21 protein-coding genes, 1 pseudogene and 1 other annotated feature are annotated in these 21864 nt (G+C 55.0%); of the genes and pseudogenes, 5 read left to right on the top strand and 17 right to left on the bottom strand.

The genetic code is table 11. The features are described from left to right. Positions 1-39 precede the first annotated feature (39 nt). A complete protein-coding gene (gene ribF, locus USH94_RS09350; RefSeq protein WP_032644021.1) occupies positions 40-966 on the bottom strand; it encodes a bifunctional riboflavin kinase/FAD synthetase in 927 nt (308 codons plus the stop codon). Positions 967-973: 7 nt separating this feature from the next. After that, a pseudogene (locus tag USH94_RS09345) lies at positions 974-1192 on the bottom strand (DUF2575 domain-containing protein). Positions 1193-1293: 101 nt separating this feature from the next. Between USH94_RS09345 and rpsT the strand changes: the two are divergent. Continuing rightward, positions 1294-1557: a 30S ribosomal protein S20 gene (rpsT, locus tag USH94_RS09340; RefSeq protein WP_003856458.1), complete on the top strand. Its 264-nt coding sequence runs from the start codon at positions 1294-1296 to the stop codon at positions 1555-1557. Between the two features lie 57 nt (positions 1558-1614). Here the strand turns inward: rpsT and nhaR are convergent, their stop codons facing one another. From nhaR to dnaK, 4 genes are all read right to left on the bottom strand, one after another. Further along, positions 1615-2514, bottom strand: a complete 900-nt coding sequence (gene nhaR, locus USH94_RS09335; RefSeq protein ID WP_111964071.1) for a transcriptional activator NhaR — start codon at positions 2512-2514, stop codon at positions 1615-1617. Positions 2515-2572: 58 nt separating this feature from the next. Continuing rightward, the gene (gene nhaA / locus USH94_RS09330) at positions 2573-3748 is read right to left on the bottom strand and encodes a Na+/H+ antiporter NhaA (protein WP_111964072.1); all 1176 of its coding nucleotides are present in this window, start codon (positions 3746-3748) and stop codon (positions 2573-2575) included. A gap of 172 nt (positions 3749-3920) precedes the next feature. Continuing rightward, a complete protein-coding gene (gene dnaJ, locus USH94_RS09325) occupies positions 3921-5066 on the bottom strand; it encodes a molecular chaperone DnaJ (protein ID WP_014830600.1) in 1146 nt (381 codons plus the stop codon). An 87-nt stretch (positions 5067-5153) separates the two neighbouring features. Further along, complete coding sequence (dnaK, locus tag USH94_RS09320) at positions 5154-7067, bottom strand: molecular chaperone DnaK (RefSeq protein WP_008502041.1); 1914 nt, start codon at positions 7065-7067, stop codon at positions 5154-5156. A gap of 296 nt (positions 7068-7363) precedes the next feature. On the opposite strand from dnaK, the gene satP reads away from it, so the two are divergent. Continuing rightward, on the top strand, positions 7364-7930 hold the full coding sequence (gene satP / locus USH94_RS09315; protein WP_008502042.1) for an acetate uptake transporter: 567 nt from the start codon (positions 7364-7366) through the stop codon (positions 7928-7930). Here satP and USH94_RS09310 read toward each other — a convergent pair. From USH94_RS09310 to tal, 3 genes are all read right to left on the bottom strand, one after another. Beyond that, positions 7907-9229, bottom strand: coding sequence for an MFS transporter (locus USH94_RS09310; protein ID WP_111964073.1), 1323 nt, complete (start codon positions 9227-9229; stop codon positions 7907-7909). The two genes, satP and USH94_RS09310, sit on opposite strands and share 24 nt — an antisense overlap. A 122-nt stretch (positions 9230-9351) precedes the next feature. After that, positions 9352-9939: a molybdopterin adenylyltransferase gene (gene mog, locus USH94_RS09305; protein ID WP_111964074.1), complete on the bottom strand. Its 588-nt coding sequence runs from the start codon at positions 9937-9939 to the stop codon at positions 9352-9354. Positions 9940-10049: 110 nt separating this feature from the next. After that, on the bottom strand, positions 10050-11003 hold the full coding sequence (gene tal / locus USH94_RS09300; protein ID WP_023310342.1) for a transaldolase: 954 nt from the start codon (positions 11001-11003) through the stop codon (positions 10050-10052). A 262-nt stretch (positions 11004-11265) separates the two neighbouring features. On the opposite strand from tal, the gene USH94_RS09295 reads away from it, so the two are divergent. Both USH94_RS09295 and yaaA read left to right on the top strand, forming a co-directional pair. Then, a complete protein-coding gene (locus USH94_RS09295; protein WP_111964075.1) occupies positions 11266-12696 on the top strand; it encodes an alanine/glycine:cation symporter family protein in 1431 nt (476 codons plus the stop codon). 66 nt (positions 12697-12762) lie between these two features. After that, the gene (gene yaaA / locus USH94_RS09290; protein ID WP_111964076.1) at positions 12763-13536 is read left to right on the top strand and encodes a peroxide stress protein YaaA; all 774 of its coding nucleotides are present in this window, start codon (positions 12763-12765) and stop codon (positions 13534-13536) included. Between the two features lie 32 nt (positions 13537-13568). Here the strand turns inward: yaaA and USH94_RS09285 are convergent, their stop codons facing one another. From USH94_RS09285 to yjjY, 7 genes are all read right to left on the bottom strand, one after another. Continuing rightward, positions 13569-13865 carry a DUF2502 domain-containing protein gene (locus USH94_RS09285; protein WP_111964077.1) on the bottom strand — a complete coding sequence of 99 codons (297 nt, stop codon included), beginning with the start codon at positions 13863-13865 and terminating at the stop codon, positions 13569-13571. 249 nt (positions 13866-14114) lie between these two features. Then, the gene (thrC, locus tag USH94_RS09280; RefSeq protein ID WP_111964079.1) at positions 14115-15401 is read right to left on the bottom strand and encodes a threonine synthase; all 1287 of its coding nucleotides are present in this window, start codon (positions 15399-15401) and stop codon (positions 14115-14117) included. Between the two features lie 3 nt (positions 15402-15404). After that, complete coding sequence (thrB, locus tag USH94_RS09275) at positions 15405-16334, bottom strand: homoserine kinase (RefSeq protein ID WP_048225593.1); 930 nt, start codon at positions 16332-16334, stop codon at positions 15405-15407. Between the two features lies 1 nt (position 16335). Next, on the bottom strand, positions 16336-18798 hold the full coding sequence (thrA, locus tag USH94_RS09270; RefSeq protein ID WP_111964080.1) for a bifunctional aspartate kinase/homoserine dehydrogenase I: 2463 nt from the start codon (positions 18796-18798) through the stop codon (positions 16336-16338). Positions 18799-18822: 24 nt separating this feature from the next. Further along, positions 18823-18940: a sequence feature (Thr leader region), on the bottom strand. Beyond that, the gene (gene thrL / locus USH94_RS09265) at positions 18879-18947 is read right to left on the bottom strand and encodes a thr operon leader peptide (RefSeq protein WP_015572623.1); all 69 of its coding nucleotides are present in this window, start codon (positions 18945-18947) and stop codon (positions 18879-18881) included. Its footprint overlaps the feature before it by 62 nt. Positions 18948-19158: 211 nt before the next feature. Continuing rightward, complete coding sequence (locus USH94_RS09260) at positions 19159-19845, bottom strand: tRNA/rRNA methyltransferase (protein WP_111964081.1); 687 nt, start codon at positions 19843-19845, stop codon at positions 19159-19161. A 399-nt stretch (positions 19846-20244) separates the two neighbouring features. Next, entirely contained in the window at positions 20245-20385 is a 141-nt protein-coding gene (yjjY, locus tag USH94_RS09255; RefSeq protein ID WP_085928893.1) for a protein YjjY, read from the bottom strand. Positions 20386-20480: 95 nt separating this feature from the next. Between yjjY and arcA the strand changes: the two genes are divergently transcribed. Further along, the gene (arcA, locus tag USH94_RS09250; protein WP_003856501.1) at positions 20481-21197 is read left to right on the top strand and encodes a two-component system response regulator ArcA; all 717 of its coding nucleotides are present in this window, start codon (positions 20481-20483) and stop codon (positions 21195-21197) included. A gap of 46 nt (positions 21198-21243) precedes the next feature. Here the strand turns inward: arcA and creA are convergent, their stop codons facing one another. Next, positions 21244-21717, bottom strand: coding sequence for a protein CreA (gene creA, locus USH94_RS09245; RefSeq protein WP_032660778.1), 474 nt, complete (start codon positions 21715-21717; stop codon positions 21244-21246). Positions 21718-21864: the final 147 nt, after the last annotated feature.

The raw sequence follows: 21864 nt of genomic DNA, 5'->3' as shown, positions 1-21864 counted from the left end.
CTCGGTTCCGTATTTATCACGTAGGCAGTTAAGCCGGGTTCAAAGCCCAAAAAACTCGCGGGCCGTCAATTCATCTCGCGCAATTTGCGCTTTTAGTTCATCCAGCGAACCAAATCGCTGCTCGTTGCGTATTTTTTTACGCAGTATCACATCTATATGGCGACCATACAGGTCCATTACAACGTCCAGCAGGTGCACTTCTAACTGTTGACGCACACCCGCGACGGTCGGACGCGTGCCAATGTTGGCGACGCCGTAGAACGGCTTATCGCCCAGTCCTGCCACTTCCACCGCATAAACCCCTTTAACCGGGGAAACCTGACGACGCAGCGGTATATTCGCCGTCGGGAAGCCTATCGTGCGGCCCAGCGCATCGCCATGGACCACGCGGCCAGAGATAGTAAACGGATGCCCCAGCAGGGTTTCAGCCGTATCCAGTTCATCATCGGCCAATGCCCGGCGAACCGCCGTGCTGCTGACGCGCACGCCGCCTTCGCAGAAGGTCATCGCGCTGGTGACGTCAAAACCGTACTCCAGACCAGCCTTCTGTAATAGCAAGAAATCGCCCTGACGACCAGCGCCAAAGCGGAAATCATCGCCCACGGCGAGAAACTGCACGCCAAGGCGCTTAACCAGCAGGTCGCTGACGAAATTTTGTGCTGTCAGCGCGGCAAAGCGGCGATCGAAACGTACACACAATACATAGTCCACGCCGGACTCTGCCAGATAGCGCAACTTCTCGCGCAGGCGAGTGAGGCGGGCGGGAGATTTATCGCCCGCGAACAGCTCCAGAGGCTGCGGCTCGAAAATCATCACTACAACAGGCAGGCCGCGGGCCTCCCCTTCTTTACGCAATCCCTGCAACAGCGCCTGATGACCACGATGCACGCCGTCGAAATTACCAATAGTCAGCACGCACCCGTGCGGTGCGCTGCTGAGATTATGTATGCCGCGTATCAGCTTCATGTCTGGCTCAAAACAGTGAAAATCGCCAAAGTATACCTTGTACAGCGGTTAAGGTTAACCGGCGATTGTTCGCGCAAAACAGAAAGCCGTAATGATTTCATCAGGCTGACCTTTCGCAGCGAAAAAATCTGCTCGTGAACTGCGATTTTTATGCCGAAAGGCTGTATTCAGTGAAGACAAGCTGGTAGAATCCTGCGCCATCACTACGTAACGTAGCGTCGCTAATTAACGGCGCTTATTTGCACAAATCCATTGACAAAAGAAGGGAAAGAGGGCATATTCCTCGGCCTTTGAATTGTCCACATAGAACATATTTGGGAGTTGGACTTGGCTAATATCAAATCAGCTAAGAAACGTGCCGTTCAGTCTGAAAAGGCTCGTAAGCACAACGCAAGCCGTCGCTCTATGATGCGTACTTTCATCAAGAAAGTATACGCAGCAATCGAAGCAGGCGACAAAGCTGCAGCGCAGAACGCATTTAACGAAATGCAACCAATCGTGGATCGTCAGGCTGCTAAAGGTCTGATCCACAAAAACAAAGCAGCGCGTCATAAAGCAAACCTGACCGCGCAGATCAACAAACTGGCTTAATCGCTACTTGTTGTTGCTTGTTTAAAGAACCCGCTTAACGCGGGTTTTTTTATGCCTTCAGACTGCCGGTGGCGTAAACAGCGCCGAGTAGTCACGGTTACAGATTCGCTGCACCGCCGGGTGCTGAATCATCCTTTCGGCAAATATGGCGTGATACTCCTCCATCACGTTATCCACTCTGCCTATCTCTGTAATCTTATCGTCCGAATAGAGATCGTGCGCGTACAGCGTCGGCGCAACGAAGATGGCGTTATGCGCTTCGCCAAAGGCTTTCATCAGCGCCGCATCGTCAAACTCTCCGAGGATTTCTACCTTTAGCCCCTGCGAGTTAAACCAGTTCAGCAGCTTGCGTCCGAGCATTGAGCGTCTTCCCGGCACCAGCAGGCGGCGCTCTTCAAGACACGCGGGGAACGGTTTTTCCGGCGGCGGATTAATGCACCAGAAGCTCACGCCGCATTCGCCAATTTTTACCGAGAACAGCCCTTCCTGCTGGGTGGAATCAATCGGACAATCCGAGATAATCATATCCAGCTTGTGCTGGCTTAGCTGTTCCAGCAGCATCTCGTGGGTGGATTCAAAGCAGCGCAGATGGATTTGTTCATCTTCAACCACCGCCGCGTCCAGCACTCCGCTCACCAGCCGTTTGGACAGCGCATCCGCCACGCCCACGTCAAAGAGCAGGTTCGACTCTTTGCGGTAGTTGACAATATCCAGCATCTCCTGGCTCAGGGTGAACATCTTGTCCGCGTAGCGAAACACCAGCTCGCCCAGTTCGCTGGGTTCAATCCCACGCCCCTTACGCTTGAACAGCTTACCCTGCAAACGCTCTTCCAGCGCCTTGATTTGCCCGGTGATGGTTTGCGGCGTCAGATAGAGCGCCTCTGCCGCTCCTACCACCGAGCCCTGCTTATAGACGTGCCAGAAGTAGTACAGATGGTTGTAATTTAAATGAGACATCGCGTCTTCTCTCCCTGAGTGTGTATCGGGAGAAGGATCGCCTCCTCCCGGTGTTCCGTTATGCCCGGACGGCCTGTCCGGACAATTTAACCTTCAGCAAGGTATAACCGATTACCGCGGCCAGAAATGACCCGATAAGAATGCCGAGTTTCGCCCAGACGATCAGCTCAGGCGCATGCGCGCCAAACGCAAGGGTCGAGATAAAGATCGACATCGTAAACCCGATTCCACACAGCACGCCGACGGCCATAATTTGACCAAAGGTTGTGCCGTGCGGCAATGACGCCAGCTTCAGCTTCGTCGCCAGCCAGCAGAAGAGGCTAATGCCCAGCGGCTTACCGATAAACAGCCCGGCAATGATGCCCAGCGGCAGTACGGACGTCAGCCCGTCCAGCGTCACGCCGCCCAGCGAAACCCCCGCGTTGGCAAACGCAAACAGCGGCAGGATCATAAAGGCGACCCACGGATGCAGCACATGCTCCAGCTGTTTGGCAGGCGACTTGCCGTCCTGCGGCTTGAGCGGCACGAGGAAGCCGACGATCACACCTGCCAGCGTAGCGTGCACGCCCGATTTCAGCACCGCCGTCCACAGCACCATCCCCACCAGGATATAGATACCGATGCGGCGAACATTGAAGATGTTCAGCAGCGCCAGCACCGCAATCGCCCCGGCAGCGACGCTCAGGGACAGGATCGACAGATCGCTGGTGTAGAACAGCGCGATAATCACAATGGCGCCCAGGTCATCGATGATCGCCAGCGCCATCAGGAAGATTTTCAGGGCTACCGGCACGCGGCTACCGAGTAAGGCTAAGACACCGAGCGCAAAGGCGATATCCGTCGCAGCCGGGATCGCCCAGCCGTGACGTGCAATCGGATCCTGCCAGGTGAATGCCAGGAAGAGCAGCGCCGGCACCACCATCCCACCGAGCGCGGCAATGACCGGGAACGCCGCGCGCTGACGGCTGGCTAGCGAGCCCAGTACCAGCTCACGCTTAACCTCAAGCCCCACCAGCAGGAAGAACACCGCCATTAGCGCATCGTTGATCCACAGCAGCATGTTCTTGTTAATTTCCAGCGCCCCGACCTTCAGCTCAACGGGCGTTTCCAGAAATGCATGGTAGAGATCCTGCGTGATGCCAAGGTTAGCCAGCACCATCGCGGCCGCTGCGGCAATAATCAGGATCACGCCACCGGACGCCTCACTGCTAAAGAAACGGTGTAGTAATTTCATTTAAGTTCTCTCTTTTACAACAATACCTCGATAAAACCATAATACCAAGCCAAATAGCTCGGCAAAAACAGATTAATATTGAGTATAGATTCAGTTTAACCGAGCAATACCTACAAAAAGAAAAAGCCCGGAATCGCTTCCGGGCTTTTGCGGATGAAAACCAGCTGATCGATTAGCGGGTTAAATCATCGAAGAATTTTTTGACGCCATCGAAGAAGCTTTTGGAGCGCGGGCTGTTTTTCTCACCCGTCGGGCCACCGAAGCTCTCCTGCAGCTCTTTCAGCAGCTGTTTCTGCTTGTCGTTCAGGCCAACCGGCGTTTCCACGACGACGCGGCAAAGCAGGTCGCCCTGCGCACCACCACGAACGGATTTAACGCCTTTCCCGCGCATGCGGAACAGCTTACCGGTCTGGGTCTCGCCCGGGATCTTCAGATTGACGCGACCATCCAGCGTCGGTACTTCGATTTCACCGCCCAGTGCCGCCATCGCAAAGTTGATCGGCACTTCGCAGTACAGGTTGTTCCCTTCACGCTCAAAGATAGCGTGCTGTTTCACCTGCACCTGGACGTACAGATCGCCTGCCGGTGCGCCGTGCTCGCCTGCTTCGCCCTCACCTGCCAGACGGATGCGGTCGCCCGTATCCACGCCGGCCGGGATCTTAACGGACAGGGTCTTGGTTTTCTCAACGCGACCGTGGCCGTGGCATTTGGTGCACGGATCTTTGATCAGCGTACCGCGACCGTGACAGTGCGGACAGGCCTGCTGCACCGCAAAGAAGCCCTGACGCATCTGTACCTGACCCGAACCGTGACAGGTTGGACAGGTTTGTGGCTGCGTACCCGCTTTCGCACCGCTGCCGTGGCAAACGTCACACTCTTCCAGCGTTGGAATACGGATCTCTTTGGTTACGCCGCGAACGGCCTCTTCCAGCGTCAGCTCCATGTTGTAGCGCAGGTCCGCGCCGCGCGCCGCGCGCTGACGACCGCGGCCGCCGCCAAAGATATCGCCGAACACATCGCCAAAGATATCGCTGAAGTCAGCGCCGCCGCCAAAGCCGCCACCGCCGAATCCACCGCCGCCCATGCCGCCCTGTTCAAAGGCTGCGTGACCGTACTGGTCATAGGCCGCACGTTTTTGTGCATCGGTCAGGACTTCGTAGGCTTCTTTGATCTCTTTAAATTTGGCTTCAGCCTCTTTGTCACCCTGGTTACGGTCCGGGTGGAATTTCATGGCCAGGCGCTTATACGCCTTTTTGATTTCACGCTCTTCCGCAGTTTTCGGAACGCCTAAAATCTCGTAATAGTCTTGCTTTGCCATTGGTTTTTTTAAGCCCCTTAACATGCGAGCACGGGCGTGGAGAGTTCTCCTACGCCCGTGCCGATTAATTACCCTGCATCAGGGCGATTATTTTTTATCTTTAACTTCTTCGAACTCAGCGTCGACAACGTCGTCGTCTTTCGCGTTGTTCGCCGAAGCGTCAGCGCCCGCCTGCTGTTGAGCGTGCTGCTGCTGAGCGATTTCCATCAGCTTCTGAGAAGCCTGTGCCAGTTCCTGCATCTTCGCTTCGATGTCCGCTTTATCTTCACCTTTCAGTGAGGATTCCAGCGCACTCAGTGCAGCTTCGATAGCAGTCTTGTCTTCCGCTGGCAGTTTATCGCCTGCTTCTTCAACCTGCTTACGGGTACTGTGCAGCAGATGGTCACCCTGGTTGCGGGTCTGAACCAGCTCTTCGAACTTACGGTCGGATTCCGCGTTAGCTTCGGCATCGCGAACCATTTTTTCGATTTCAGCTTCGTTCAGGCCAGAAGATGCCTTGATGGTGATCTTCTGCTCTTTACCGCTGTTTTTGTCTTTCGCAGACACGTGCAGGATACCGTCAGCATCGATATCGAAGGTGACTTCGATCTGCGGCATGCCGCGCGGTGCCGGGTTAATACCGTCCAGGTTGAACTGACCCAGAGATTTGTTATCCGCCGCACGCTTACGCTCACCCTGCAGCACATGGATGGTTACCGCAGACTGGTTGTCTTCAGCGGTAGAGAACACCTGGCTGTGCTTGGTTGGGATGGTGGTGTTTTTGTTGATGAGCGCAGTCATCACACCGCCCATGGTTTCGATACCCAGAGACAGCGGGGTAACGTCCAGCAGCAGTACGTCTTTAACTTCACCGGTCAGTACGCCACCCTGAACCGCAGCACCGATAGCCACTGCTTCGTCCGGGTTAACGTCTTTACGTGGCTCTTTACCAAAGAATTCAGCCACTTTCTTCTGCACCATTGGCATACGGGTCTGGCCACCAACGAGGATAACGTCGTTGATATCAGACACGGACAGGCCAGCGTCCTGCAGAGCAACTTTCAGCGGCTCGATAGAACGGTTCACCAGGTCTTCTACCAGGCTTTCCAGTTTCGCACGGGTCACTTTGATGTTCATGTGTTTAGGACCGGTCGCGTCTGCAGTGATGTACGGCAGGTTAACGTCGGTCTGCTGAGCAGAAGACAGCTCGATCTTCGCTTTCTCAGCGGCTTCTTTCAGGCGCTGCATAGCCAGCGGGTCGTTACGCAGGTCAATGCCCTGATCTTTCTTGAACTCGTCAACGAGGTAGTTGATCAGACGGGTATCGAAGTCTTCACCACCCAGGTGGGTATCACCGTTGGTTGCCAGAACTTCGAAGGTTTTTTCGCCGTCAACTTCGTCGATTTCGATAATAGAGATATCGAAGGTACCACCACCCAGGTCGTAAACCGCGATAGTACGGTTGCCGACTTCTTTATCCAGACCGTAAGCCAGTGCAGCCGCGGTTGGTTCGTTGATGATACGTTTTACTTCCAGACCTGCGATACGGCCAGCATCTTTGGTTGCCTGACGCTGAGCATCGTTGAAGTAGGCAGGTACGGTGATAACAGCTTCAGTTACCGGCTCACCCAGGTAATCTTCAGCGGTTTTCTTCATTTTTTTCAGCACTTCAGCAGAAATCTGCGGTGGTGCAGTTTTGGTGCCTTTCACATCAAGCCATGCATCGCCGTTATCTGCCGCGATGATTTTGTAAGGCATGATGGAAACGTCACGCTGAACTTCTTCGTCCTGGAAGCGGCGACCGATCAGGCGTTTAATCGCAAACAGGGTGTTTTGCGGGTTTGTCACTGCCTGACGTTTAGCCGGCTGACCAACCAGAGTTTCACCATCCTGGGTATAAGCAATGATAGAAGGCGTGGTGCGATCGCCCTCGGCGTTCTCCAGCACGCGTGCAGTAGTGCCATCCATAATCGCTACACAAGAGTTGGTAGTACCCAGGTCGATACCAATAATTTTACCCATCTAAACGTCTCCACTAAAAATTCAGTCAACATGTGGTTGTGTACCTGTAATAAGGGCAGAACGTGCTTTTTCAACTGCCCAGATTTGATTTTTTTCAGGTCCACACACTGCGGTTGACTACAAGATGGGGTCGCGACGGCATCCATCAAGGGGCAAGCATAAAAAAAATTTTAATTTCACCCTGATGAGATCATAGACGCCATTGATTGCGCCCATTATGATGCCGCGCCCAGTCAGGGAGAACTGACGCGGGTTTAACCATTTCACCATATTAATGATGATTCTTTTGAGGACTTATGGGCAACACTAAGTTGGCTAATCCGGCTCCGCTGGGCCTGATGGGTTTTGGCATGACCACTATTCTGCTGAACCTGCACAATATCGGGATGTTCCCGATGGATGGCATTATCCTGGCGATGGGCATTTTTTACGGCGGTATCGCACAAATCTTCGCGGGCCTGCTGGAATATAAGAAAGGCAATACCTTCGGCTTAACCGCATTCACCTCTTACGGTTCTTTCTGGCTGACCCTGGTTGCCATTCTGCTGCTGCCTAAAATGGGCATGGCAGACGCGGCAAACGCCCACTTCCTGGGCGTTTACCTGGGTCTGTGGGGCGTTTTCACCCTGTTTATGTTCTTCGGTACACTGAAGGGCAACCGCATGCTGCAGTTCGTTTTCCTGAGCCTGACCGTCCTGTTCGCCCTGCTGGCGATCGGTCACCTGGTGGATAACGAAGGCATCGTTCATGTTGCAGGCTGGATTGGTCTGGTTTGCGGCGCAAGCGCTATCTACCTTGCAATGGGTGAAGTGCTGAACGAGCAGTTTGACCGCACCGTTTTACCGATTGGTGAAAAACACTGATCCTTCTGTCGTGTCCGCCTCGCGGGCACGACATCCCCGCTTCTGCCCCAGCCAAATCCCTAATCCCAGCCCCATCACCGACAGCGCCAGCACGTACCAGGCCGGAGCCATGGGAGACACGCCCATCAACACCGTCACCGCAATCGGCGTCAGCCCACCGAAAATGGCATACGACACGTTGTAGGAAAAAGAAATCCCGGTGAAGCGTACCTCTGGCGGGAACGCGCGCACCATCACGTACGGTACAGCCCCGACAACGCCCACGCACAGGCCTACCACGCCGTACAGCAGGAACAGCTGTTCAGGATGGCTGCCAGCCAGATGGTAAAACGCCCAGCTTGATGCGGCCAGTAACAGGCTCCCGACAACAAAGGTAACGCTGGCACCGAAACGATCCGCCGCCAGCCCGGCGGCAAGACAGCCAAAGCAGAGCATGATTGTCGCGATACTGTTCGCCTGTAACGTCACGGCAGGAGCGAAACCATACTGCTTTTGCAGCCACACCGGGGACATCAATATCACCACCACGATGCCCGCTGAGAGCAGCCAGGTAAGCAGCATCGACACCACTACCGCTTTTTTATGGCGTACCACGACCGCCTTCACCGGCAGCTCCTGCGCCAGCGCCTTGCGCTGCTGCATTTCGAGGAAAATCGGGGTCTCCTGCAGCCAGCGACGCAGGTACATCGCGACCAGGCCAAACGCTCCGCCCAGCAGGAATGGAATACGCCAGCCCCAGTCGTGCACGGCCTGCTGCGTCATACTGGTATTAACGATCGTTGCGACGACGGACCCGAGCAAAATCCCTACCGTTAAGCCCGCGGTTAAGGTTCCGCAGGCGATACCAATGCGGCGCGCCGGAACATGTTCCGCGACAAACACCCACGTGCCCGGCACTTCACCGCCAATCGCCGCGCCCTGAAGAACGCGCATCAGCAACAGCAGCAACGGCGCAAGGATACCCATCGAGGCATAGGTGGGCAGCAGACCAATGGCCAGCGTCGGCACGGCCATCAGCAGGATGCTAAGGGTAAACATCTTCTTACGCCCGACCAGATCGCCAAAGTGGGCCATGATGATGCCGCCCAGCGGACGCGCCAGATACCCGGCGGCAAAAATGCCGAAGGTTTGCACCTGACGCAGCCATTCCGGAATATCCGCCGGGAAGAAGAGCTCTCCCACCACGGCGGCGAAGAAGACGAAGATAATGAAGTCGTAAAACTCCAGCGCGCCGCCTAAGGCCGCAAGCGTGAGGGTTTTGTAATCCTGTCGATTCAGAGGTCGGGTGTTATGTGACATAGCGAACCATTATGCGTGTGTTGTGGATTTATTTTTACAGCAATCGTAAAGAAAAAGTTACTATACCGTAAAACCTTGCCCACGCTATCGCCGCTTCAGCTTATGTCACACATTGATTAATTTCAGGAGATTGTTTCGCGACGCGCGTTTTTAGGACGAAAAGCTGCTACCACTTTCTCATCGGTTTCGACATACGGGCCGTCAAGAAGCTGTATACAATACGGTACACTTGCAAAGATACCGTGAACGATGACGCTGCCGTCTTCCGCTTTAAGCCCTTCCAGGGTCTCTTTGATCGACTTCGGCTGACCCGGCAGGTTCAGAATCAACGCCTGCTTGCGGATCACCCCCACCTGGCGGGAAAGAATGGCCGTCGGAACAAAGTGTAGACCGATCTGGCGCATCTGTTCACCGAAGCCCGGCATTTCGCGATCGGCGATAGCCAGCGTCGCGTCCGGCGTCACGTCACGGCGGGCGGGGCCGGTTCCGCCCGTCGTCAGAACAAGGTGGCAGCTCATCTCATCCACCAGCTCGCAGAGCGTCTGCTCGATGATCGGCTGTTCGTCAGGAATCAGGCGGGTCTGAATCTCAAAGGGAGTGGTCAGCGCGCTGCTCAACCATTCTTCCAGAGCGGGGATGCCTTTATCCTGGTAAACACCGCTGGAGGCGCGGTCAGAAATCGACACTAAGCCGATGCGTAAGGTATTCATATCCATTCCATTCAAAGAGTACTGATTAAAGGGAATGATACACGCAGAGAGGAGATTCAGACAGGGGACGAAAGAAGTCGCGTGACCGGGAGCCCGGTCACGCAGAATGATTACAGCAGGTCGCCGATCATTTTTTCCAGTTTGCCCTGGTCAACAGCAAACTTACGGATACCGTCCGCCAGCTTGTCTACCGCCATTGGATCCTGGTTGTGCTGCCACAGGAACTCGGATTCAGTGATGCGCTCTGGACGTGCTTTCACTTCACCGGTGTAAGACAGTTTACGCTCAATGGTACCTTCGCTTTCTGCCAGCTCTTTCAGCAGTGCAGGAGCGATGGTCAGGCGGTCACAGCCAGCCAGCTCGATGATTTCACCGACGTTACGGAAGCTTGCGCCCATAACCACAGTCTCATAACCGTGCTGCTTGTAGTATTCGTAGATTTCAGTAACAGAAACCACGCCTGGATCTTCAGCCGGTGCGTACTCTTTCTTATCAGTGTTGGCTTTGTACCAGTCCAGAATACGGCCCACGAACGGAGAAATCAGGTATACGCCCGCTTCTGCACAAGCACGCGCCTGCGCGAAGGAGAACAGCAGGGTCAGGTTACAGTTGATGCCGTCTTTTTCCAGCTGCTCTGCCGCGCGGATACCCTGCCAGGTGGAAGCCAGTTTGATCAGGATACGGTCGTTGCTGATGCCCGCGTCGTTGTACATTTTGATCAGACGTTTCGCTTTGGCGATAGACGCTTCGGTGTCGTAGGAGAGACGCGCATCCACTTCGGTAGAGATACGGCCAGGAACCAGTTTCAGGATTTCCAGACCGATGTTCACTGCCAGTTTGTCGGTGGCATCCACAACCTGCTGCGCGCGGTCGTTGCTCTGTGCTTTCGCCCAGGTCACTGCGTCGTCAATCAGTTTGCGATACTCAGGGATCTGTGCGGCGTTAAGGATCAGAGAAGGGTTAGTTGTGGCATCCTGCGGCTGGTACAGCTTCATTGCCGCGATATCTCCGGTGTCAGCTACGACAGTGGTGAACTGACGAAGGGAGGTCAATTTATCCGTCATGATAGTGTTTCTCTTTTAACGTGCCCTGGATAATTCACGCTACCGACAGCATGCCTGCAGCGGAAAAATGACAGGTTTACTTGTTAGGGGGATGTAACCGGTCTGCCCTGATGATAACACGACGGAGGGGTAGCGCAACCGCAGACAGTGCGCTTAGGTAGAGTATGGTAAACTCGGAATATTAACAGGCTGCTAAGCAACAGCATGCCCAATCAGTGGTAGCGCTTACATATTCACTTTGGCATCAACAAGAGGGACGTTAATGCCTGATTTCTTTTTCTTTATTAACGAAGTCCTGTGGGGTTCGATAATGATTTACCTGCTTCTGGGAGCAGGTATTTGGTTTACGCTACGCAGTGGGTTCATCCAGTTTCGTTATATTCGCAAGTTTGGCAGAAGTCTGAAAAACAGCGTCACGCCTCAGCCAGGCGGATTAACGTCGTTTCAGGCACTCTGTACCAGCCTGGCGGCACGCCTCGGCAGCGGCAATCTGGCGGGCGTTGCGCTGGCCATCAGCGCCGGTGGGCCAGGCGCAGTCTTCTGGATGTGGGTGACGGCGCTTCTCGGGATGGCCACCTCCTTTGCCGAAAGTTCGCTCGCCCAGCTTTATAAAGAGAAAGATAAAAACGGCCAGTTTCGCGGCGGTCCTGCCTGGTACATGGCGCGTGGCTTAGGGATGCGCTGGATGGGCGTCCTGTTCTCGCTTTTTTTACTGCTCGCGTACGGCCTTATTTTTAATACCGTCCAGGCTAACTCGGTCGCCAACGCCCTGCGCTATGCCTTCTCCTGCCCCGAGTGGCTCGCGGGTCTCGCTTTAGCCATCGTCGTTCTGCTTACCATCTCGGTCGGTCTCAAGGGCATCGCCCGTCTGATGCAGTGGCTGGTGCCCATTATGGCGCTGCTCTGGGTTGCCGCGAGCCTGTTCGTTGCCGCCCTGCATCTCGACCAGGTGCCGGGCGTGATTGCGACCATCGTCAAAAGCGCCTTTGGCTGGCGCGAAGTGGCCTCCGGGGCGCTGGGCTATACCTTCAGCCAGGCGCTGATGGCGGGTTTTCAGCGGGGCATGTTCTCCAATGAAGCCGGTATGGGGTCAACCCCCAACGCGGCAGCCGCCGCCTCTTCCTGGCCGCCGCACCCGGCCGCGCAAGGCATTGTGCAGATGATTGGCGTCTTTACAGATACCATTATTATCTGTTCCGCCAGCGCTATGATTTTGCTGCTGGCAGGCCCCGTACCGCACGCGTCGGGCACCGTCGGAATACAGCTTCTCCAGCAGGCGCTGGTGAACCTGACCGGCGGCTGGGGTGCATGGTTTGTCTCGCTAATCCTGGTTTTGTTTGCCTTCAGCTCGATAGTGGTGAATTACCTTTACGCCGAAAATAACCTTATATTCCTGAAGCTCGACTCCCGCGCCGCAATCGGAACCCTGCGTCTGGGGGTCATCCTGATGGTGATCGCAGGCTCCCTGCTCAGTATGCCGCTGGTCTGGCAGCTTGCCGATATCATTATGGCGCTGATGGCGATCACTAACCTCACGGCGATCCTGCTGCTCTCGCCCGTGGTTACCCTGATTGCCAGAGACTATCTGCGCCAGCGCAAACTCGGCGTTCCGCCGGTATTTGATCCCGCCCGTTATCCCGATATTAAGGCGCAGCTTGCCCCCGGCACGTGGGATGATTTGCCGCGGCAATAACAGCTATCGATCAATTCAGGGCGATTTTTTGCTAAAGTCGCTCTAAATTTCCTGCAAGGACTGGATATGCTGATTCTGATTTCACCTGCAAAGACGCTCGACTACCAGAGCCCGCTCGCTACAGAGCGCTATACTCAGCCTGAACTGCTGGACTACTCGCAACAGCTGATCCGCGAAGCGCGTAAGCTCTCTGCGCCGCAAATCGCCTCGCTGATGAGCATCAGCGACAAGCTGGCAGACCTTAACGCGACCCGCTTTCATGAATGGCACCCGGATTTCACCCCGGCTAACGCTCGCCAGGCGATTCTGGCATTTAAAGGCGATGTCTATACTGGCCTGCAGGCGGAAGATTTTAGCGAAGCCGATTTCGATTTTGCCCAGCAGCATCTGCGCATGCTGTCGGGTCTGTACGGCGTACTGAGACCGCTGGACCTCATGCAGCCGTATCGTCTGGAGATGGGGATTCGTCTGGAGAATGCCAAAGGCAAAGACCTGTACCATTTCTGGGGTGATATCATCACCGATAAGCTGAATGCGGCGCTGCGCGCGCAGGGCGATAACGTGGTGATTAACCTGGCATCCGATGAATACTACAAGTCGGTGAAGCCGAAAAAGCTGGATGCGGAGATTATCAAACCGGTGTTCCTCGACGAGAAGAACGGTAAGTTCAAAGTGATCAGCTTCTACGCCAAGAAAGCGCGCGGTCTGATGAGCCGCTACATTATCCAGAACCGCCTGACGAAGCCGGAGCAGCTAACCGCCTTCAACAGCGAAGGCTATTTCTTTGACGAAGAAGCGTCAGGGAAAGGCGAGCTGGTGTTTAAGCGCCACGAGCAGTAAAAACAAACCCCGCCGGCTGGCGGGGTTTTGCATTAGTGGTGTTTCCAGTCCGGGCCCGGACGATGATCGTCATAGCGACGGTCGTCATGATGGTGGTCACGCTCGCGATGCTCATCATGTGGACGCCAGTGGTTATCGCGCCAGTCATAATGCGCCTTCCACCAGTCGTGGTCGCGCCAGCGGCCACCGTCCCAGTAGTGCCCGTTATTATCCCGGTCGCCAATCTGCAGTTTTACCGCAGGTACGAGGGTGATTTCGGATGCCTGTACCGCCATGGGAGCGACCAGCATCAGTGAAAGCGCAATCAGCACAGGTTTCAGTGTAGTCATCGGTGACTCCTTATTATCTTTGCCCTACGTGGGCCGATGTAAGGAGATTACGCGAGGGAAACGGGGGATGTTATTCTCTGCAATCCTAATCGCTAAGTGACCGCATTTATTGGGGATTTCTGCTTTTTCCCTGCTATTTTCCTCCTTAATTTCTTCACAAAAAAGCCGGGTGGCGCTAACGCTTACCCGGCCTGTGATTAGCACGTCGTTGTGGGCCCGGTAAGGCAAAGCTGCCACCGGGCAACACAATCATGCACGCGTCATCATCAGCTTACGCAGCGCGGCAAAGTCTGCCGGCAGTTCATGGGACAGCAGCGGCAGGTCGGCACGCTCGGCCAGCTCTTTCGGCAGCGGCAGCGTTTCGCCCAGGATTGCCTCCACGCTCTCTTTGAACTTCGCCGGATGCGCGGTGCCCAGGAACAGGCCATATTCACCCGGGTTAAGCTGGTCGCGCAGCGCGCGGTAGGCAATCGCCGCGTGCGGTTCAGAGGTATATCCCACCGCCTTCAGCTCGCGCATGGTGGTTTTGGTAGTTTCATCCGTCACAGCGGCATAGCCCAGGTCGCCCAGACGCCAGATCTTACGGCGGAACAGCTCTTCCACGCGCGGCCAGTTGTTCGGCTGAGACACATCCATCGCATTGGAGAGGGTCGCCTGCGTGGCGTTCGGCGCCCACTTCCCGTCTTTCAGGAAGCGCGGCACGGTGTCGTTGGCGTTGGTCGCGGCGATAAAGCGTTTCACCGGCAGACCCAGGGATTTTGCCAGCAGGCCCGCCGTCAGGTCACCGAAGTTACCGCTCGGCACGGAGATCACCAGCTGGTTGCGCGCTTCCTGCGGCAGCTGCGCCACCGCTTCGAAGTAGTAGCAGATCTGCGCCAGCAGGCGGCTGATGTTAATAGAGTTCGCCGAGTTCAGGCCCAACGCGACCTTCAGCTCTTCGTCGTCGAAGGCCTGCTTCACCAGCGCCTGGCAGGCATCGAAATCGCCGTCGATCGCCACGGTTTCAATGTTGCCGCCGAGCGTACAGAACAGCTTTTCCTGCAGCGGGCTGATTTTGCCTTTCGGATAGAGGATCACCACGCGGACGTTTTTCAGGCCGTAAAATGCGTGGGCTACCGCCGCGCCGGTATCCCCGGAGGTCGCGGTCAGGATGGTCACCGGTTTGTCACCGCTGATGTGCGTCAGCATCTGCGCCATAAAGCGGCCGCCGAAGTCTTTAAACGCCAGCGTCGGGCCGTGGAACAGCTCCAGACAGCCCACGTCAGGCTCAACCTGCTTAACCGGCGCCGGGAACGCGAACGCCGCGCGCACGCGCTCTTCCAGCAGCTCCTGCGGAATTTCATCGCCGATAAACGCGGACAGAATTTTGGTGCTGCGGGTGACAAAATCCTGCTTCAGCAGGTCATCAATCTCGGTCAGCTGGAATTCCGGCAGGTCATGCGGGAAAAACAGCCCCTGGTTTTTGCCCAGTCCCTGAGTCACCGCCTGCGCGAAGCTGACCTGCTCGTTATGATCTTTAAGGTTGTAGAGTTTCATTAATTATCCCAGTACTCGTGCGCCAGCCGTGTCCAGACGGCAAATATGAACAAAGCCTTCCTGATTTTGCAGGTAGTGTTTAGAGAGCCAGTCCGCCACGCGCTGCGCAGTGTCTGCCTTGTCGCACAGGGCGAACAGCGTCGGGCCGGAGCCGGAGATGCCGCACGCCTGCGCGCCGATATCCATTGATGCCTGTCGCGCCTCGTTAAAGCCGGGTAGCAGCTTCGTGCGGTACGGCTCGGCAATGACGTCCTTCATCAGTTTTGCCGCCAGCTGCGGCTGACGGGTGTAGCAGGCGTGGATAAAGCCCGCCAGATGACGCCCGTGGGCGATACAGTCCTGACGACGATATTGCGCGGGCAGGATCGCACGCGCTTCCGCGGTTGAAACCTTGATACCCGGATAGGCCAGCACCCACAGCCACTCATCAAACCCTGGCACCTGCTGGCTGATGATGCCATTTTCTTCGATCATCAGCTGCATGCCGCCGAGGAAGCACGGCGCCACGTTGTCATAGTGAATGCTGCCGGAGATACGCCCTTCCAGCTCGCCCATTAAGCCCAGCAGGCGGTTGTTGTTCAGCGGCTTGCCGCAGTGCTCATTCATTGCCACCAGAGCGGCGACCACCGAACAGGCGCTGGAACCCAGCCCCGAGCCAATCGGCATACTTTTTTCCAGCGTCATGGCGACCGGCACGTTTTTACCGATCTCCTGACAGAAGCGTTCCCAGCACTGATAGACGATGTTCTCGCGCGGGTCGGACGGTAGCTTGCTGGCGAAGCGGCCCACGTTGTTCAGGCTGAAGCTGTCTGCCGCTTCCACCGTAACCGTATCGCCCAGCAGCGAACCATCCACCGGCGTCACCGCCGCACCCAGCACGTCAAATCCGACGCTCATATTCGCGCTGGAAGCCGGGGCATAAACTTTGACCATGTTAAACTCCTAACTTCCATGACAGGGTACGCAGCAGATCGGCAAACACACCCGCCGCCGTAACATCGTTCCCTGCGCCATAGCCGCGAAGCACCAGCGGCAGTGGCTGATAATAATGGCTGTAAAACGCGAGAGCGTTTTCGCCGTTTTTGACTTTGTACAGCGGGTCGTTGCCATCCACTTCGGCAATCTTCACCCGGCACACGCCATCTTCTTCAATGTTGCCAACATAGCGCAATACCTTACCTTCATCACGGGCTTTCGCAACGCGCGCGGCAAACGCGTCGTCAAGCTGCGGCAGTCTGGCCATAAAGGCGCTGACGTCACCGCTGCTGTCAAATTCTTCCGGCAGGACCGGTTCAATCACGATATCAGAAAGCTCAAGCTCCCGGCCCGTTTCACGGGCGAGGATCAGCAGCTTACGCGCCACGTCCATACCGGAGAGATCGTCACGCGGATCCGGCTCGGTGTAGCCCAGCTCGCGCGCGGCGCGGGTGGCTTCGGAGAGGCTCATCCCTTCATCCAGCTTGCCGAAGATAAACGACAGCGAGCCGGAGAGAATGCCGGAGAAACGCTGCAGTTCATCACCCGCGTTAAGCAGGTTCTGCAGGTTTTCGATAACCGGCAGACCAGCCCCAACGTTGGTGTCGTACAGAAACTTGCGGCGCGACTTGCTCGCCGCCAGACGCAGCTGGTGATAGTAATCCATCGACGAGGTGTTGGCCTTTTTGTTCGGCGTCACCACGTGGAACCCTTCGCGCAGGAAGTCGGCGTACTGGTCGGCCACCGCCTGGTTAGAGGTACAGTCGACGATCACCGGGTTAAGCAGATGATACTCTTTCACCAGGCGGATCAGGCGGCCCAGGTTGAACGGCTCTTTCGCCTCGTTCATCTCTGCCTGCCAGTTTTCCAGGTTAAGGCCGTGGACGTTGGTCAACAGCGCTTTGGAATTCGCAATCCCGCAGACGCGCAGGTCGATGTGTTTCTTCTTAAGCCACGCCTGCTGACGCTTCACCTGCTCCAGCAGCGCACCACCCACGCCACCCACGCCAATCAGGAACAGCTCGATGACCTGATCGGTGTTGAACAGCATCTGGTGAACCACGCGAACGCCGGTGGTGGCGTCATCATTGTCCACGACAACAGAAATTGAACGCTCCGACGAGCCCTGGGCAATTGCCACGATGTTGATATTGGCGCGCGCCAGCGCGGCAAAGAACTTGGCTGAGATACCGCGCAGCGTGCGCATGCCGTCGCCTACCACGGAGATAATCGCCAGACGCTCCTGAATGGAGAGCGGCTCGAGCAATTCTTCTTTAAGCTCCAGATAGAACTCTTCCTCCAGCGCGCGGCGGGCGCGCAGGCAGTCAGCCTGCGGCACGCAGAAGCTGATGCTGTACTCGGAAGAGGATTGGGTGATCAGCACCACCGAAATACCGTTGCGGGACATGGCCGCAAATACGCGCGCTGCCATGCCGACCATCCCTTTCATCCCAGGGCCGGAGACGCTGAACATCGCCATATTGTTGAGGTTGGAGATGCCTTTCACCGGCAGACCGTCTTCATCGGTACTCGCGCCAATCAGCGTACCCGGCGCCTGCGGGTTACCGGTGTTTTTAATCAGGCAAGGGATCTGGAACTGGGCAATCGGGGAGATGGTACGCGGGTGAAGCACTTTGGCGCCGAAGTAGGAAAGCTCCATCGCTTCCTGATACGACATCGACTTCAGCAGCCTGGCGTCCGGAACCTGGCGCGGGTCGCAGGTATAGACGCCGTCGACGTCAGTCCAGATCTCACAACAGTCCGCGCGTAAGCAGGCAGCCAGCACGGCGGCGGAATAGTCGGAGCCGTTACGGCCCAGCACCACCAGCTCGCCCTTCTCGTTACCGGCGGTAAAGCCTGCCATCAGGATCATGTGGTCAGACGGAATTTTGCTGGCGGCGATACGGCGGGTTGATTCGGCAATATCAACGGTGGATTCGAGGTAGTGGCCCATCGCCAGCAGTTTTTCAACGGGATCGATCACGGTCACGCTATGGCCGCGCGCTTCCAGCACGCCGGCCATAATGGCAATTGAGAGTTTTTCACCGCGACAAATCAGCGCCGCGTTGATGCTGTCCGGACACTGGCCGAGGAGGCTGATGCCGTGCAGAACGTGTTTGATTTGCGCGAATTCCTGCTCAACGAAGGACTTCAGCTGAGCGTGCGGGAAGCCAGGCAGCGCCTCTGCCAGCCCTTGCAATAAGTCAGCGAAGATTCGCTCTGCGTCGCTGATGTTCGGGAGTGCATCCTGGCCACCGATGGTTTTTTCGATCATCGCCACCAGATGGTTCGTGATTTTTGCCGGGGCAGAGAGCACGGTCGCAACCTGCCCCTGCCTGGCGTTGCTTTCCAGGATATCGGCAACACGCAGAAAACGTTCTGCATTTGCCACTGATGTACCGCCGAACTTCAACACTCGCATGGTTCTACCTCGTTTCCTTTAGCCGAAAAAAAAGCCCGCACTGTCTAGGTGCGGGCTTTTTTTTGTTTTTCCTGTACGCGTCAGCCCGCATCGTTACCAGTGGTAATGATGATGGTTGTGGTAATGGTGGTGATGCTGATGCGTTTCATGGATGTTGTGTACTCTGTCATTATTATCTGTCTGTGCTGTATTCTTTTAGGGTTAAAGGATCGGGCTCGTTAAGTCAACGAATTTTTAATTTGGTCACAATTCGGAAGACTCTCACGTCCAGCTGCGTGCAGATTTATTTTCATCCGATTCCCCCAGATGCAACCCGTACAGACAGACTTATTCGCCATAGTAAAAACTTATGGCAGTATTTTACTCGGCCAATTTTTTTTCAATATCATGCAGCAAACGGTGCAGCATTGCGGTGTCCCGCTGCTCAAGACGTCCCAAACGCTGCTGCAGCCAGTCAGCCATTTTTTGATCGTCAGCTACTTCCAACTGCGTTAACAGCTGCTCAACGCGTGCGCGCAGCGCAGCCAGCTGATTTTCATCTGCCCTTTCAGCCTGAGGCTGGGGGATTTGTATTAGGGAGGCTAATTGATAGCAGTACACCATGACCGCCTGGCCCAAATTCAGGGAAGGATAATCGGCCACCATCGGCGCACCGGTGAGCACGTCCGCCAGTTCCAGCTCCTCGTTCGTTAATCCGGAATCTTCACGACCAAATACCAGCGCCGCTTTCTCCAGCCACTGGCTTTTCTCTTCCAGCATCGGCACCAGCTCCGCTGGCGTCGCATAGTAGTGGAACTTAGCGCGACTACGCGCCGTGGTTGCAACGGTAAACGAAATGTCGTGCAGCGCGTCGGCAAGCGTAGCGTAAGTGGTTATATTATCGAGAATATCTCCCGATCCGTGCGCCACCCAACGCGCGGCTGGCTCCAGATGGGCCGTGCTGTCCACAATGCGCAAATCGGTAAAACCCATGGTCTTCATGGCACGCGCCGCTGCGCCTATATTTTCTGCTCTGGCTGGGGCAACCAGTACAATCGACAGATGCATTTATGCTCTCTTTTTAATCAGTTAGCCGGTAAAAATGTGATGCACTTCAACATATTACGCAGCGCGAATTTACAAAATTGCAACACAAATCACCGAAATAGCGTTTCATAACAAATTAAAAACGCTAAACTATTCTGTGTCTGAACAATCAGTTAGAATGTTAATAGAACACCATTATCCCTATGTTTTATAATGATAATGGCAGCATGAATACCCTATTCTGATTGGATTCGCTTCGTTTATAAATCAATGTCCGCAACTAGTTGGTTTATTGAAAAATTGTGACAAAGGCTAGCATTCAGCTACGATGATTTCATCAAACTGTTAACGTGCTACAATTGAACTTGATATATGTCAACGAAGCGTAGTTTTATTGGGTGTCTGGTGTCACTTAGCCTGTTATGTTGCTGTTAAAATGGTTAGGATGACAGCCGTTTTTGACACTGTCGGGTCCAAAGGGAAAGTACCCAAGACCAAGCTAATGATGTTGTTGACGTTGATGGAAAGTGCATCAAGAACGCAATTACGTACTTTAGTCACGTTAAGCCGATCATGTTAATTTGCGACATGCATCAGGCAGGTCAGGGACTTTTGTACTTCCTGTTTCGATTTAGTTGGCAATTTAGGTAGCAAACATGCAGACCCCGCACATTCTTATCGTTGAAGACGAGTTGGTAACACGCAACACGTTAAAGAGCATTTTCGAAGCAGAAGGCTACGATGTCTTTGAAGCGACCGATGGCGCAGAGATGCATCAGATCCTTTCTGAAAATGATATCAACCTGGTGATCATGGATATTAACCTGCCGGGCAAAAACGGTCTTCTTCTGGCGCGCGAACTGCGCGAGCAGGCGAACGTCGCGTTAATGTTCCTGACGGGCCGTGATAACGAAGTTGATAAAATTCTTGGCCTGGAAATCGGTGCGGATGACTACATCACCAAGCCGTTCAACCCTCGCGAGTTAACCATTCGTGCACGCAACCTGCTGTCCCGCACCATGAACCTGGGTACTGTCAGCGAAGAGCGTCGTAGCGTAGATAGCTACAAATTCAACGGCTGGGAACTTGATATCAATAGCCGCTCGCTGATTAGCCCTAACGGTGAGCAGTATAAACTGCCGCGCAGTGAATTCCGCGCGATGCTGCACTTCTGCGAAAACCCGGGAAAAATTCAGTCCCGTGCAGAACTGCTGAAGAAAATGACCGGCCGTGAGCTGAAGCCGCACGACCGTACCGTAGACGTCACCATCCGTCGTATTCGTAAACATTTCGAATCTACGCCAGATACGCCGGAAATCATCGCCACCATTCACGGCGAAGGGTACCGTTTCTGCGGCGATTTGCAGGAATAATCCCGCAGTTAATGCATTAAAAAACGGCGCTTATGCGCCGTTTTTTTTATTCCCGCCAGGGCATAATCGGAACCGCGCTGATCGCGTTTTTCGGTGAACCTTCCACCACTTTGTCAGAATAGGCCAGGTAGGCCAGCGTATTGCGTTTGGCATCGTAGAAACGCACAACCTGCAGCTTTTTGAACACCAGCGAGGTCCGTTTCTGGAATACCACGTCGCCCTGCGCTTTGCCGTTTTTAATTTTGTCGCTCAATTCAACCGGGCCCACCTGCTGACATGAGATCGCCGCATCGGAGGTATCTTCCGCCAGCCCCAGTCCGCCTTTGATGCCGCCCGTTTTCGCGCGGCTGACATAGCAGGTGACGTTTTTCACGTCCGGATCGTCAAACGCCTCCACCACGATTTTGTGGTCCGGGCCAAACATTTTGAACACGGTATCGACGGAACCAATCTGTTCTGCCTGCGCGACGCGTCCAACCATCAACATCAGCGCGGTGAAGATCAAAGTCTTGTATTTCATATTGTTACCATTCTTTAAAATTACACTGAGCAATTATTCAACACTTTAGACAAAAATGTAGCAAGATCACAGGATTAGAATATATCTGCCTGTAATGTGCTCGAAAAAGCATGAATGCGCAAAAAAAACACTGAATGCTAAAACATC

This window comes from Enterobacter sp. 148H3 (assembly GCF_034107425.1).
GTDB lineage: Bacteria > Pseudomonadota > Gammaproteobacteria > Enterobacterales > Enterobacteriaceae > Enterobacter > Enterobacter vonholyi.
This window is presented reverse-complemented; position numbering and strand designations above follow the sequence as displayed.